The following is a 14,092-nucleotide window of genomic DNA, read 5'->3' as shown; positions in this document are numbered from 1 at the left end:
GTAATCAGCGTCTATTGAATACAGCAAGGCGCAACGCCAACCAGTGACGCAGTGAAGAGCGCCTCAATTCTGTAAATTGAGAAACAAAATAACAAAATAAGGGAACGCCGATAGCACAAACAAAGAACCAAAACAATGTGTGCCGTGCATCAGCGACAAAATGCAAAACCAAATAAATCAAAGGCATGTGCATTAGGTAGAGTGTGAAGGAAATATTCGCACCACCTTTAAAAACCGCACTCACAATGTTTGGAAACCGAAATGGGATGAACCTTGCTGCATATAGGTTGATTGCAACCAGTGTTGCAGTCACATAGTCAATCAAAAAATCTGCAGAAAACTCTAGTCGGTCTTTTCTGTTCTCGATCAAAGCATCCATCCACGCGCGGGTAGAGGGACCAAACCCCAATTTATTGAGTAACACCAATATTGCCACAGGTAACACGAATCCAACTACCACCGCAACTGTGGGTGACATAACGAGGCGGTCCCGCCAACGGTAGGCGTAAACACCCAACAACCAGCAGGGCAGCAACAACAAAACCTTGGGGCCAGTCATGAGCCCGACGATCAAAAGTCCGATGTAACGCCAATACGACTTGGCAAATACCGCAACACCAAATAAAGCGTAGTACAACACCTCGTAGCACAGGGACCAATAGGGCTGGTTGTACACCACCCAACTTTCCAGGCCCCAAGATTGCCCCAAGAAAAAGAAATTGAGAACTGTGCTACCCAATACTCCTAGAACAGATAGGCCTCTGCTACCACCCTGCGCAGCCCACTGGATGACAAGAGCAACCAAAGCGGAAAAAATCAACGTTGGAAGAGCCACCGAATACACACGAGCAGCACGGTCCAGTAGATAGTCTTGCCACCCCGACGACTTTTTTCGATCTACCGTTGCAGCAATAACATAACCTGATAAAACAAAAAACAAAACTACAGCATCATGGCCGTGATCAGGTATCAATTTAAGAAAGGATTCCGTCCCGATTTGTAGTTTTTTCAAATGAAACAGAAAAACATAATAAGCCGCGGCAAGTCGCAACCCATCCATGTATATAGAAAAATAACTAGGCACAGGGTGAAGCATTTTGAAAGACGCCAAGAAATATTCTTTATCGAGAATAATTACCTTCTAGCACGCAAGAAAAATATGCTACACAGAGCCCACCCAAAATCCAATACAGAATAGGTATCATCAATATACTACTCACTGTGTAAATCATAAATACAATACCAAGCATTGTTACGAATAGCGCCTGCCCCAAAATCTTTTCTTCCATGACTTTGGTACGTCGAAGTGCGGACCAGGCCACGTGAGCAGTTGTGAAAAAGTAACCCATAAACAAAACCAATCCAATGAGGCCACCCGATAATGCAACCGCAATATACGAGTTTACAAGATCAATAATTCCGCCATTCGCACCTGCGCGCATGGATTCAAGCTCTTCAGTATATAGATAATCCGAGGATCCAAACCACAAATTATTTCGAATCACCTGCAATGAGTTCTCTAGCAAATCTTGGCGGTACGTAACAGTCTCGGCATCGACGGTGCCAACAAATGGAAGGTAGTTGACAAATTTCGCTCCGTAGGGAGTCAGCAAAAATATCACTCCGGGTACAAATGCGATGGCTCCCAATTTCAAAAGACGCTTAAGTGGAGCGGGCTCAAGAAATATAAATACCAAGAGCATGAGGGCGCCCCCCACCCAGGGCCCCCGCGATACCGGTGCAAACAGGCCACCACACAGCAACAGACCTACAGCCCAAATAAGTTGCTTTTGTTGTTGCATCTGGGTTTTGGCTTGGTACCAATACAAACCCAAAGCAATGGCCATGGTGTAGCCCAGCACAATGGCCTGCCCAGAGCTGGCCAGAGCCCGCAGACTCTCCCCGCGGCGCAGATATCCACCATAGCCCCAAAAAATGTCAAAGGCAGGCGCGAGGGTGGAATACAAAAGCCAGCCTTTGGCAAACTCCACAATGGCGATGCTGGCCGCAATACATGAGGCAATTAACAAAGCCTGAATTGCATCGGTGAATTCCTGTAGCGAACGGAAATATCGGCTTGCCACATAGTAAGGTAGCAGCACATCCAGGGATTGCGTAAAAGTGATGCGGGCGAAGTTTGTAATCGTCGTATTGGGGAAAACCAATATCAGTGAATACACCACATATCCAATGATGAATCGGTCGGGCCAAATACTGCCAAGCGGCACCGTGTCTTTAGCTTTCCGAATTTTTAAATACAACGGGACAAAAACAACAAATAAGATTAAATGAAAGTAATTGATATCAAAAAGATAATTGACGATGCCAGCACCGGGGATCTGCTTTTCAAACAGCGGCACGGCGTACAAAACAAAGAGACTCAACGCCAGTGGATTTTTATCTTGCTTGGCTGCACGAAATAACACAAACACCGTGATTACAGCAAAGAGCCAAAAATCAGGGCTCAAAAATGCTGCACAGGTAATGAGATACCAAGCAGTAATGCGCGGCTGCAAAACCTTGGGGTCTAGACCCAAAGGTTTGGCGTATTTTTTTGCAAAATAGAAAATGCCGGTGGCCAGAAACAGCACCACCAGCAGCGACCGCAGAAATTCCGGCATAGAACTGTGTCTACGCGGACTTAGGGCGCGACATCAACCAGCGGGGGATCGTTCAGCACGGAGCCCACTACATTGATGTGGGAGCGCTTGAGTTCACCCATCATGTCCTTGAAGGCGGAGAGCTTGGTGCTGTTGGCCCGCGCAACGGCTAATGCGGCACCGGCTTTGTCTGCCACGATCATGGCGTCGGCCCCTGCAGAGACGGAGGTGGTGTCGATGATGACGATGTCGTAGGTTTTGCCCGCCCATTCAAACAGCTCGGTCAGGTTGTCGCGGTTGAGCAGCTCCAGCGGGTTGGGCGGTATGGGGCCCGCGGGCAGCACGTCCAGATTGGGGATAAAGCCAATACTGTGCAGCGCGCTGGCCACGGCAGAACGGCCAGCCAGCAGGCTGGAGAAGCCCAGCTGGTTGTTCAGCTGGAACAAGACATGCTGGCGGGGAGTGCGCATGTCGGTGTCAATGAGCAAGGTGCGCTCACCCATTTGGGCAAACACGATGGCAAGGTTGGCGGCCAGGTAGCTGCCGCCCTCTGCCCTGCCCGCCCCCACCACGGCCAACATGGCGTGGCCTTGGGCTTTGTCGAACCAACGGAGTTTGAGCTGGCTGCGAATCGCACGCAGCTGGTCTACCTCGTGGCTAAACGGCATGTACGCGGCCACCAACTCGGGATTGGTGACCTTGCCGCTGGAGCGTGGCAAGTAGGCGTACTCGTACTGGTACGAGAGGGCGTAGCGGATGTCGCCTTCGCTGATGAGGCCCATCATGATGGCGGCCTCGCCAAAGCGGATTTTCTTTTCGCGCTGCAAGGCCATGACGCGCAAGGCGTCATCTTCGCTGATGATGCCCGCCTCTACGAGGATGGTACCAATGGAGCGCTTGGTTTTTGTTTTGGCTACCGGGGCGTCCAGGCCGTTGAGGTCGATGTCAACATCTTCCGGGAAAAGCGAGGAATTGCGGAATTTGGATTCACTCATGACAGTCCTGCGAGTCGGCTTGATGTCGCCATTTCTTTGCGCAGTTTGCGCTTGGTGAAAAATTTGCGGAACAGCGCCCAGCGCTCAGACAGGCTGTAGGCATCGCCACGCCGTTCGATGATGCCGAGCACCGGGATGTCATCAATCATGATGTCTTCCACCACGCGCACTTTGCGGCTTAGTAGCTCCAGGCCCATGGCTGCAGCAAACGCAGCCCCCAAGGCGCCCAACAAGGTGCCCGCAATGTATTTGGGGATGTTGGGTTTGGAAGGTGCGGAAGGTTCGATGGCCGGGCTGAGGATGGAGACGTTGGCCTGGTCAGTTTGCTTTTCCAAGTTGAGCTGGTTGCTGCGCTGGAGCACCGAGTCGTAAATGCGCTTGGCAGCCTCCACGTCTTGTGCCAGCACGGCTACTTGGTCACGTTCGGCACGAAGTGAGAGTACGCGCTCTTTTTGGGCATCGATGGCGGCACGCAGTTCGCTCTCGCGCAGGCCTGCCGTGGTTTTGGCCACCCGGGTGGTACCAGAGACGCGGCTGATTTCCTTGGCCAACTGCTGCTTGAGCTCGTCGACCTGCGCCTCCAGCTGCACGCGCTGGGGATGGTTGGGGCCTAGGTTCACGCTGAGCTCGGTGAGCTTGTTTTCGGCCCGGCTGAGCTCTCCGCGCAAGCTTTGCACAACAGGACTGGCTTGCACGTCTGGCGAGAGTTCGTCGTTCGCGGTTTTCTGGCGGCTGCTGATGCCCATGTTTTCGCCCTGCAGGGCGACGAGTTGGGCCAACAGTGCGTCGAGGCGCTGAGCTTCAATGTCAGCGCGCTGGTCGTTGCCGACAATGCCTTTTTCGCGCTGGTATTCGGAGAGTTTGGCCTGGGAGGCCTCCACGTTGTCACGCAGGGTTTTCAGGCGGTCTTCAAACCAGTCTGCATATTGGCGCACGGGTTCTACGCGCAAGTCGATGACGAGGTCGAGGTAGGCTTGTGCGTAGGTGTTGACGACACCAGTGACGAACTTGGGGTCTCCGCCCTCGAATGTGAGGCGGATGACGTTGCTGCCACGCAAGGGTTCGGCCAAGAGGCCGCGGCGCAGGATGTTGGCGTAGTAGTTCTCTAGCGGGACTTTGCCTTGGGTGGCATTTTTCCACTGGTCGACAAGGCTCGGTGTGTCTGCAATGCGCAAGCGCTTGACCACGCCAATGGCGACCCGCTCGCTCTGCAAAATGGCAATTTGGGTGGCAATGTAGTTGCCACCGCCCGCAGCAGTGCCCGCAATCGGGTCGATGCGAGAGTCGACCAGAAGGTCGGTAGTGGCTTGGTAGGCCTTGGGGGTGGTCCAGGTGTAGGCGCCACCGGCAATGGCCACCACTACAAAGGCCAAGGCGGCGACGTAGCGGTGGGCAAAGACGATGAGAAAGATTTGTTTGGGCGTCATGGCATGTTCACTTAAAACAGGCTCTCACGCACAAAGATCACGTCGTCGGGCTGCACCATGTCGGTCAACGAAGGGGTGAGTTCGGTGACTTTGCCGTCTTGGCTTTGGCGATGCACGCGCAAACCTTTTTCGGTGCCACGCGCAGTGGGGCCACCAGCGCTTGCCAAGGCTTGCAAGAAGGTCATGTTGCGCTCTACGCGGAACGAGCCAGAACGCTGGGCCTCACCATAGATATAGTAAACCGGTGCACGGCTAACATAGACGGTATCGCCCGGGGCCATGATGAGGTTGTTGCCCGCAGCGCCATGGAGGTAAATGGAGAGCAAATCGACATCTTGGCGGAAGGGTCGGCCGTCACGCTGCCCCGTGACCACCACGGAATCTGCGCCACCTTGCGCAACGCCGCCTGCAAGTGCCAGCACATCAGACAAGCGGGTCTGGATGTATTCCAGGGGATGAAGGCCTGGCTTGAGCACAGCACCCATGATGGAGACCTGCTTGCGGCGCGACTGGACTTGGCTCACATTGATTTGGGGCTGCTGCATGTAGCCCCCATTCTTGAGAGCTGCGGCAATGAGCCTTTCAGCGCCAGGGATGGTTAAGCCCGCCAGGCGAACGGAGCCGATCAGGGGAAAGGTGATGTCGCCGGACTCCTGGATGCGGGTCTCCAGTGTGAGGTCTGGGTTTTGAAAGACCTGGATGCGCACGGTGTCGCCAGCACCGAGCTTGTCATCAAAAACCTGGTCTTGTGCGTGGCCCAGCCCACTGCAAAGCAGCACGCCAAAGCAGAGTGTGCGGATGAGTGTGCGGAGTGTCATTGGAGTCCCTTCAGGCCTTTTTCAAGATTGGCTGGGTTGGGGTTCGCCTGTTCTGTTTTCCCACCCTGGGCCCGGGCTGCTTCGCGTGCCTTGGCGCGCGCCTCTTGCTCGGCTTGGGCGGCGGCTTGTTCTTCAGCCTTGAGCTTGGCCGCAGCGTCGGCGGAGGCCTTGGCGTCTTCGGCGGCCTTGGCCTTGGCTTGTGCCGCGGCGTCGGCCTCGGCTTGCGCCTTGGCTTTGAGCGCGGCTTCGCCGCCAGCAAATTCACCAAAGTATTCGATCTTCGCTTTGGCTTTCATGTCAGCCTTTGCGGCCTTGATGGCATCACCGCCCCGCAGGTTGGTGAGGAACACGTTGATGGCGGGCAGGGCTTGGGCTTCGGATACAGGTTGCTGCTGCGAGCTAGCCACGCGCATTACGAGAAAGTTGTCTTTGCTCTCCAAGAAGGCAATTTGGCCGTCCTTCATCGCGTGCAATTTGGGCAGTATTTCCAAGGGGAGCTGCTCCGCGGAGCGGGTTCCGGAGTTGGGTGCAAAGTTGATATTGCGCTCTTTCAGCCAAGCGGCGATTTCTTCCATGCTTTTGGCAGACGCCACACGGGCGCGCACTTGGTCCAGATTGGAAGTGGCTTTGCCAAGTGTGATTTCTTGCAGGTTGTAGATACGGCGCTCGCTAAACAATGCGGGGTTTTCGGCGTAGTACTTTTTGGCCTCTTCTTCAGTGGGTTTGGGCTGGGAAGACGCGATTTGTTCGAGTGCGGCGCGGGCCAGGATTTCCCGTTTGGCAGTTTCGATGGCTGCAACGATTTCAGGCGAGCGGTCCAGCTTCTTGCTGATTGCCATATTGATGGCCAACTGTTGGTCGACCAAGCTGCCCAGGATTTCCGCTTTGGCCAAGGGAAGTGTTTCTTGCGTGACACCACGCGCCTTGCCCAGCATCGCATTCACTTGGTGGACCGAAATTTCCTCGCCATCGACAGAGGCCACCACCTGGGTGCTGGTGACCTCTTTTTTACTGCAGCCTGCGATAGCCAAAAGCACTGCGCTGGCAATGACGAGTGTGGCGAAAGGACGTTTGTTGATGCGTTGCTGGAACATATTTATTACCTACCCTTAAAAACTAGAAAGCGAACTGCGCGGCCAAGGTCAGTTGGCGCGCGACGTAATCGGCATTGGCGATGTTGCTCTGGCGGCTGGATTCGGCCAGCGTCACGCTCAGTGTGGCCTGCTTGCGTGGCTGCCAAGTGTAAGAAACTGAGGTGTCATGCAGGTAGTCCAATCTGTTGGTGGCAACGCCAGTGGGATTGCCCTGGTCTAGCCGCCGTGCATGGCGATACTGAAGGCGCAAAGACGTCTCGGACGAGATTTGCCACAAGGGCGACACGGTGATGCTGTCGGTCTGGACGTGGGTTGTGCCAGAGGTTTGGTAGCTGGAGAGGTCACGCTGCCAACTGGCTTGCAATGATGTTTTGCCGGAAATACGCCAGTCGGCACCCACGCTGCCAGCTATGCCACTGTAGTCAAACTGGGGCGTATTTCCGTAGCGCAGCTGGGTGTGGCTGAGGCGGGCATTTACGCTGGTTTTGCCACTTGGGGCCCACAGTGCTGTGAAATTGTGCGAGGTGCTGGTGTAGTCGGTATTGCTTACGCCGCGGCCTTGCTGCAATGCGTAAGCCAGCGTTTGCCCAGGGGCGGCCTCATACCGCAAACCAATATTGGCGCCAGTGGAGCGATTGTCGGATTGGCCAACCAAGGCTCGTTCGTTGATAGAGCTGTTGTCGGACAGGCCGGTGGTGAGCTGCCAAGGACCACGCAGCCCATAGGCCAAAGAGAGCTCTGTGCCCTGGGTCTTGTTTTTATTACGCAGATTGGGATTGACGCTATCCGTCGTCGCGTTGAGTGTTTCCGTGCGGGCACTGCGGAGGTTGCCGGTCAAGCGCGGCGTGAGACTCCAGCGCCACGCGGCGCTGTAGTTTTGGCCTACGTAGTCGAAGCTGCTGTTGGTTTGGTACTGGTTGCTAGTAAGGCTAGCATCCAGATCAAACTGCTGGAGGCCATAGGGCAAGACCACATTGATGCCTGTATTCTGGGTAGTGACCCGCTCGGAAACGGCATTGGCTGCGCTGGTACGAAAAAAGTTGTCTGCATTCAATACGCTGAGCCCCGCACGCAGGGTCACCACGTCTTGGGCCTGGGCCCAAAGCGACGGCGCGACGGCCAAAAGAATTACACCTGACCCAAGGCGTAGTGGGTGCGAGCTCATGGGAGGTCTTAAAGGCTGGCGTCAAGGGCGCTGCGGGTGGAGGACGTCAATGCCTGGCGCAGACGTTTGGCAGTGAGCTTGACAACCATGAGCAGAAACTTGTTGCCCAAACGGGGATGGTCCGCCAACAAGGCGTTGAGGCTTTGGGACGAGAGCACCGCGAAATCACTAGGCTCGGTGGTAATGCAGCTTGCGATGCGGGTCTCGCCGTCAAACAAGGAGATTTCTCCGATGACCTCTCCAGGCGAAAGTTCATGCACCACGGTGTCGATACCGTTGATGTTTCTGACTATGACCGCTTTGCCGGTGATGAGGAAAGCGAGAAAGTCGCCAGCGTCTCCAACACGGAGTACGGTGGATTGGCGCGGCACGCCGTAGACTTCCAAATAATTGCTGAGAAGCGCAGTTTCTTGGCGGCTGAAGTCATCAAACAGGTGCTGGGGCTGCACGGCATCAATGAATTCATTGACAAAATCACTCACGGTTCCCAAGGGCTCCGAATCGGGCTGTAGTTCAATGAAATTCGACGTCGTATTGGCCAAGTCTCCAGCTCCTCTTATGCACCAGAGTGCGCGTATATCTTTCGGATTATGCGATTGCTTTGAACCGCCCCACAATAGTCCATACGGGCTAAATCCATCTAATAGGCCTGCTGGTCTTTTGCAACCAATCGTATGGTGCGCAAAATAATGTAGAGATCCAGACGCAAGGTCCAGTTCCGCAGGTAATCGAGATCGTAGTCAATACGACCTTGCATTTTTTCCAGAGTGTCGGTCTCCCCACGGTAGCCATTTACCTGGGCCCAACCGGTAATCCCTGGTTTGACCTTGTGGCGCACCATGTAGCCTTTGATCAATTTGCGATACATCTCATTGTGCGCAACGGCGTGAGGACGCGGTCCGACAATGCTCATGCGCCCCTGCAACACGTTGATGAACTGGGGAAGTTCATCAATGGAGGTTTTGCGCAAAATGGCCCCAAGGGGCGTGATTCGGCTGTCGTTTTTGGTGGCTTGCTGCACTTTGGCACCGTCTTCGGTGACCGTCATGGAGCGGAACTTGTAGACCACAATTTCTTTGCCGTCGAGGCCATATCGCCGCTGCCGGAAGATGACGGGGCCGGGTGACGTGAATTTCACCGCCAACGCGACACCCAGCAAAATGGGAGAAATCAACAAAAGGATGAGCGTCGCCAAAACGACATCACTCACACGTTTGATTACGCCACTGGACCCCGTGAAAGGAGTTTCACACACGGAGATGACGGGCATGCCACACACCGAGCCAGTTCGGCCCTGGATGAGGTCCGTGATGAACATGTCGGGGACAAAGAAAATGGAGGCAGTTGTATCTTTAAGTTCATCAAGCACCTGCAGAATGCGCGGCTGCGAGGCCATGGGTAGCGAAAGATAGATCAACTGGATGTTGTGATTGCGGACATAGGCAGGGAGCTCATTCAAGCGCCCAATCATGCGGTAGTCACTCGATGCGTCAAGCCGCTTGAGATCACGGTCATCAAAAAAACCCGCGAATTCGATTCGGGAGTACGGCGTATCTTCAACCCGGCTCGCCAATGCAACTCCCTGGTCATTCATGCCCACAATAATGGCTCGTCTCGGCGGCCCTTGCAGTTGCACAAGGTAGGGAGCGCAGAATCGCAGCAAAGCATGGCCGACGAGCTGGCTCAATGGGGCCAAAACCAGCCAGGCCCACAACGCGGGTTGTGAAAATTCTTTGAGATACCCGGTCGCGATGCCGGTCAAGAGCAGCAACGCCGCCGTCCAGACCCAGCTGAGGAATACATCACCCAGAAGCTGCCACCACGAGGAGTTGAGCCGGGGCGTGCCGGGAAATGTGACCGCAAACACCAGCACAGAGAGTATGAGGTAGGCGGCAGGGAGCGAGCCCTCAAAGTAGATGGCAGCACCCCAGAGGGAAAGAACCAGACACAAAGGCTCCAGGCCTGCTTCAAAGGCACTGAGCAAATTGTCTTTTCCCAAGGGGCCGGGCTCGTGGCGCGCAGACAAGGCCGCGGCGGGCTTGCTGGTCTCAGGCATCTTGCGAAAGTTTGCGTGCCGCGTCGGATTGGGTGTAATGCCGTTTGAAATTGGACACTGCCTGGGCGCGGTTGAAAACGTCCAGCTTTTTGAAAATACGTTGCATATGGTTTTTGATGGTGAAGGAGCTTACGTTCAGTATGCTACCAATTTCACCGTTGGTCTTTCCCATGGCAACCCACTTCATGATCTCGGCCTCGCGATCACTGAGGGGGCCGTTGTCGGCAACTAGGGGGGACTCTGCCTCTACAACTGGCGGGTTTGCGTATTGGTTGGGGAGCAGTTCGACTTGCCGCAATGTGGAGTCGATATAAGGCAAAAGAATCTTGACCGCGTTGGACTCATTGCGCCTGCGCTTGGGGAACCTGCTGAAAAATACGTAAAGGCAGTCGTGGCGACCACGCTGGTCATTGATGCCATGAACAAGAGACGAGCGCATGGAAGACATGGCTTCGGCGATGGGGCCCTGCACGTCCACACCGTCCCACGTAAAACCGGTTTCGTTTACGTTGATGGTGAATGGCGCCCTGTCTTGCGTGATCCAGCGATCAAACAAGCCGGTGAGCAACGGCGCGATGGATTCGGCAACCGCGCTTTCAGACCGGACGCCCGGCATGGACGACACCACGTCGTAATGGATCAAACCCAAATGAAAGTCACCCCAAGCGGCAATCAAAATGTCGTGAGGCAAATACTGCTGCAAACTGCCCTGCAACCATTTCATCAGATCGATGTGCCTGCGCACACTCAAGATTTCATTCACCAGTGCGGAAAACTGGCTGAAGTCCTCTTCAGTGGGCGTCGTGACATCTCGCGATAGCAAGGGCATGGGGAAACGGGTACCAATCAAAAGTGAGCCTTAAATAGTACCCATTTTTTGTGACACTGCCATCCCCCAAACGGGTGATATGGAGGTAAACAGTGCAAGTCTTTTGGCATAAAAAAAGGCTTGCCGGTACGGGCAAGCCTTTCGTTAGCAAGAAGCCCGGTGATTAGGCAGTCTTGGCTTTATTGCGGCGACGGGCAATGGCACCCATCAAGCCCAAACCGGCCAACATCATGGCGTAGGTTTCAGCTTCTGGAACTGCTGTCACGCTTACCAAAGTGAAATCAGACTGGCTGGTGCAAGTTGCACCAGGCTTGCAAACGCCAGGCAGCGCGGAGAAAGCGATGGAGGTTACTTTCTGGTTACCGAAGGGGTTGGAAACAGACCAAACACCGCCTTTGCCCAAATCAGCCAAAGCCAAGTTGGTCACCACGCCAGCAGCGTTGGTCCAAGTTGCCACGGTGGAGCTGAGGGCTGTCAACACAAAAGTGCCGAAGGAGCTGTCAGCGTATTGCACCTTGACTTCTGCTTGCTCTTCAACGTCGCCGTACTCAGGGCCGTCAAAAAACAGGCCCAAGGTGAATTGAGAAATGCCGTAGGCTTGGTTCAGCGTGCCGACAATGCTTTCTTTGCCATCGATTTCGCCATTCACACCACCGGCAACACCCACACCTTGGTAACCACCCATGGCGGGGGCAAAAGAGAATTCGCCTGGTGTTGCGCCGGATTTGTACGCTGCGAAGGTGCCCATCAAAGTGGACTGCGTGGCGGCGCCAGCAACAAAAGAACTGCCTTGGACAGTGATGTCAGCGAAAGCGGTCAAAGATGCAGCCGAAAAGGCTACCGCGGTTAAAAGCTTGGTGAATTTCATTGTGTATCCCTGTGAGTTAAGAACGGTGGTGCTAACTACTTACAGCCGGAGTCCGACCTTGGGAGATAGTGTGCCAATCGCCCCCAGATCCAACAATAGTCCGTTCGGACTAATTGGCGCAGCCAGTGCTCGACAAGCAGGAGAAACCCGAATTGGTGTTACCAAAAGTGCGTCGGATGGCGCGCCGTGCGGAATGATTTGCCCTGCTATATTCTGCGCGATCGATTGCGCACCTAGACACTCAGGGAAAGAGAAACATGACCATCTTGGTAACCGGCGGAGCCGGCTTTATTGGCAGCAATTTTGTGCTTGACTGGCTGGCTCAAAGCGACGAAGCCGTGATCAACCTCGACAAGCTGACGTATGCGGGAAATCTTGACAACCTGCGCAGTCTGGAGGGGGATGTGCGTCATGTGTTCGTGCAGGGTGATTTCGGAGACACAGCTTTGGTGAATCGTCTGCTGACGGAACACCAGCCCCGCGCTGTGCTGAACTTCGCCGCAGAGAGCCACGTAGACCGCTCCATCCATGGTCCAGAAGATTTCATCCAAACCAATATCGTGGGCACCTTCCATTTACTGGAGTGCGTACGGGCTTACTTTGGCAACCTGCAAGCTGGCGCAAAGACCGCCTTCCGGTTCTTGCATGTGTCCACGGATGAGGTGTACGGCTCATTGTCCAAAACAGACCCGGCATTTTCTGAAACCAACAAGTACGAACCCAACAGTCCCTACAGCGCAAGCAAAGCCGCCAGCGACCACTTGGTGCGCGCTTACCACCACACCTATGGACTGCCGGTGCTGACCACCAACTGCAGCAACAACTACGGCCCCTACCACTTTCCCGAGAAGTTGATCCCGCTGATGATCGTGAATGCGCAGGCGGGCAAGCCCTTGCCTGTGTACGGAGATGGTCAGCAGGTGCGCGACTGGCTGTATGTGAAAGACCACTGCAGCGCTATTCGCCGCGTTCTGGAAGCGGGCACGGTGGGGGAAACCTACAACGTTGGTGGCTGGAACGAAAAGCCGAACCTAGATATCGTGCACACCGTGTGTGCGCTGCTGGACGAGCTCAAGCCCCGCGCCGATGGCAAGCCCTACCGAGAGCAAATCACCTATGTGACCGATCGCCCAGGCCACGACCGCCGCTACGCGATCGACGCACGCAAGATCGAGGAACAGCTGGGCTGGAAACCGGCAGAAACTTTTGAAACTGGGATTCGAAAAACGGTGCAGTGGTACCTGGACAACCCAGATTGGGTGGGCAATGTGCTGAGCGGCGGCTACCGCGACTGGGTAAACAAGCAATATGGCATGGACGCCAGGGCTGCTGCATGAAGATTCTGCTGCTGGGCCGAAGTGGTCAAGTAGGCTGGGAGCTGCAACGCTCTTTGGCCGTGCTCGGCGAGGTGGTGGCGCTGGGCGCTGACGCTGCGCACAACCCTGATGGTCTTTGCGGCAATCTCACAGATCAGGCAGGCTTGGAACGCAGCGTGCTGCAGGTGCGCCCCGATGTGATCGTAAACGCGGCTGCCCACACAGCCGTAGACAAGGCCGAAAGTGAACCTGAACTTTCACTAGCAATTAACGCTACGGCCCCCACCACACTTGCGCAAGTAGCTACCAAAATAGGAGCGTTTCTGGTGCACTACAGCACCGACTATGTGTTCGATGGGAGTGGCTCCACGCCCTGGAAGGAGGCTGATGCCACTGGCCCGTTGAGCGTGTATGGCAAGACCAAGCTGGAAGGTGAGCGCGCCGTGGCCTCCACGCCCAAGCACCTGATCTTGCGCACAAGCTGGGTCTATGCCACGCGCGGCAACAACTTTGCAAAGACCATGCTGCGTCTGGCCAGCGAACGCGAAGCACTGACAGTGATCAACGATCAATTTGGCGCACCCACGTCTGCAGAGCTACTGGCAGATGTAACAGCGCATACCCTTCGACAACTACAGGCCCACCCCGAACAATCCGGGCTGTACCACTGCGTAGCGAGCGGAGAAACCACGTGGCATGGCTACGCCCAGTTTGTGCTGGGCGAGGCGCAGCGTTTGGGCCATCCGTTGAAGGCCGGGCCTGCCCAAGTCACCCCCACGACTACCAGCAGTTACCCCACGCCGGCCAAACGACCGCTCAATTCGCGGCTGACCACCGGCAAACTGCAAGCCACCTTTGGCCTGACGCTACCGCACTGGCAGGTGGGCGTGGCCCGCATGCTGACCGAAATCTCAGGGAAATAAC

General features: G+C 55.2%; 13 protein-coding genes. 2 read left to right on the top strand and 11 right to left on the bottom strand.

Going from position 1 to position 14,092, the window contains the following annotated elements; translation table 11 throughout:
* Positions 1-4 precede the first annotated feature (4 nt).
* From CHU94_RS18365 to CHU94_RS19610, 11 genes are all read right to left on the bottom strand, one after another.
* A complete protein-coding gene (locus CHU94_RS18365; protein WP_141211489.1) occupies positions 5-1,111 on the bottom strand; it encodes an acyltransferase in 1,107 nt (368 codons plus the stop codon).
* 10 nt (positions 1,112-1,121) lie between these two features.
* Entirely contained in the window at positions 1,122-2,621 is a 1,500-nt protein-coding gene (locus CHU94_RS18360; protein WP_094482522.1) for an O-antigen ligase, read from the bottom strand.
* A gap of 20 nt (positions 2,622-2,641) precedes the next feature.
* Positions 2,642-3,595 (bottom strand): chain length determinant protein tyrosine kinase EpsG, encoded by a 954-nt coding sequence (gene epsG / locus CHU94_RS18355; RefSeq protein ID WP_094482520.1) that lies wholly within the window; start codon positions 3,593-3,595, stop codon positions 2,642-2,644.
* Positions 3,592-5,022 (bottom strand): GNVR domain-containing protein, encoded by a 1,431-nt coding sequence (locus CHU94_RS18350; protein WP_094482518.1) that lies wholly within the window; start codon positions 5,020-5,022, stop codon positions 3,592-3,594. The genes epsG and CHU94_RS18350 overlap by 4 nt, the downstream gene beginning before the upstream one ends.
* Before the next feature lie 11 nt (positions 5,023-5,033).
* Positions 5,034-5,840: a polysaccharide export protein EpsE gene (epsE, locus tag CHU94_RS18345; protein ID WP_094482516.1), complete on the bottom strand. Its 807-nt coding sequence runs from the start codon at positions 5,838-5,840 to the stop codon at positions 5,034-5,036.
* Positions 5,837-6,934: an EpsD family peptidyl-prolyl cis-trans isomerase gene (locus CHU94_RS18340; protein WP_094482514.1), complete on the bottom strand. Its 1,098-nt coding sequence runs from the start codon at positions 6,932-6,934 to the stop codon at positions 5,837-5,839. The genes epsE and CHU94_RS18340 overlap by 4 nt, the downstream gene beginning before the upstream one ends.
* 22 nt (positions 6,935-6,956) lie before the next feature.
* The gene (locus tag CHU94_RS18335; RefSeq protein ID WP_176452086.1) at positions 6,957-8,099 is read right to left on the bottom strand and encodes a hypothetical protein; all 1,143 of its coding nucleotides are present in this window, start codon (positions 8,097-8,099) and stop codon (positions 6,957-6,959) included.
* Between the two features lie 8 nt (positions 8,100-8,107).
* Positions 8,108-8,641 carry a Crp/Fnr family transcriptional regulator gene (locus tag CHU94_RS18330; protein WP_176452085.1) on the bottom strand — a complete coding sequence of 178 codons (534 nt, stop codon included), beginning with the start codon at positions 8,639-8,641 and terminating at the stop codon, positions 8,108-8,110.
* 98 nt (positions 8,642-8,739) lie between these two features.
* Positions 8,740-10,155: an undecaprenyl-phosphate glucose phosphotransferase gene (locus tag CHU94_RS18325; protein ID WP_094482508.1), complete on the bottom strand. Its 1,416-nt coding sequence runs from the start codon at positions 10,153-10,155 to the stop codon at positions 8,740-8,742.
* Positions 10,148-10,984, bottom strand: a complete 837-nt coding sequence (gene epsA / locus CHU94_RS18320; RefSeq protein WP_094482506.1) for an XrtB/PEP-CTERM-associated transcriptional regulator EpsA — start codon at positions 10,982-10,984, stop codon at positions 10,148-10,150. The genes CHU94_RS18325 and epsA overlap by 8 nt, the downstream gene beginning before the upstream one ends.
* A 163-nt stretch (positions 10,985-11,147) precedes the next feature.
* A complete protein-coding gene (locus CHU94_RS19610; protein ID WP_255034032.1) occupies positions 11,148-11,804 on the bottom strand; it encodes a PEP-CTERM sorting domain-containing protein in 657 nt (218 codons plus the stop codon).
* A gap of 305 nt (positions 11,805-12,109) precedes the next feature.
* Here CHU94_RS19610 and rfbB point away from each other — a divergent pair, with 305 nt between their 5' ends.
* Positions 12,110-13,189 (top strand): dTDP-glucose 4,6-dehydratase, encoded by a 1,080-nt coding sequence (gene rfbB, locus CHU94_RS18310; RefSeq protein WP_094482502.1) that lies wholly within the window; start codon positions 12,110-12,112, stop codon positions 13,187-13,189.
* A complete protein-coding gene (gene rfbD / locus CHU94_RS18305) occupies positions 13,186-14,091 on the top strand; it encodes a dTDP-4-dehydrorhamnose reductase (RefSeq protein WP_094482500.1) in 906 nt (301 codons plus the stop codon). The genes rfbB and rfbD overlap by 4 nt, the downstream gene beginning before the upstream one ends.
* Position 14,092: the final 1 nt, after the last annotated feature.

This window comes from Rhodoferax sp. TH121, from assembly GCF_002251855.1.
Taxonomy (GTDB): Bacteria; Pseudomonadota; Gammaproteobacteria; order Burkholderiales; family Burkholderiaceae_C; genus Allorhodoferax.
The sequence above is the reverse complement of the archived record's forward strand: the minus strand, read 5'-3'. Positions and strand labels throughout refer to the sequence as shown.

Coding starts and splice junctions, on each gene's coding strand:
- epsA (WP_094482506.1), bottom strand. CDS start 10,984: ATGCCCTTGCTATCGCGAGATGTCACGACGCCCACTGAAGAGGACTTC.
- epsE (WP_094482516.1), bottom strand. CDS start 5,840: ATGACACTCCGCACACTCATCCGCACACTCTGCTTTGGCGTGCTGCTT.
- rfbB (WP_094482502.1), top strand. CDS start 12,110: ATGACCATCTTGGTAACCGGCGGAGCCGGCTTTATTGGCAGCAATTTT.
- CHU94_RS18350 (WP_094482518.1), bottom strand. CDS start 5,022: ATGACGCCCAAACAAATCTTTCTCATCGTCTTTGCCCACCGCTACGTC.
- CHU94_RS18340 (WP_094482514.1), bottom strand. CDS start 6,934: ATGTTCCAGCAACGCATCAACAAACGTCCTTTCGCCACACTCGTCATT.
- CHU94_RS18325 (WP_094482508.1), bottom strand. CDS start 10,155: ATGCCTGAGACCAGCAAGCCCGCCGCGGCCTTGTCTGCGCGCCACGAG.
- CHU94_RS18335 (WP_176452086.1), bottom strand. CDS start 8,099: ATGAGCTCGCACCCACTACGCCTTGGGTCAGGTGTAATTCTTTTGGCC.
- CHU94_RS18360 (WP_094482522.1), bottom strand. CDS start 2,621: ATGCCGGAATTTCTGCGGTCGCTGCTGGTGGTGCTGTTTCTGGCCACC.
- rfbD (WP_094482500.1), top strand. CDS start 13,186: ATGAAGATTCTGCTGCTGGGCCGAAGTGGTCAAGTAGGCTGGGAGCTG.
- epsG (WP_094482520.1), bottom strand. CDS start 3,595: ATGAGTGAATCCAAATTCCGCAATTCCTCGCTTTTCCCGGAAGATGTT.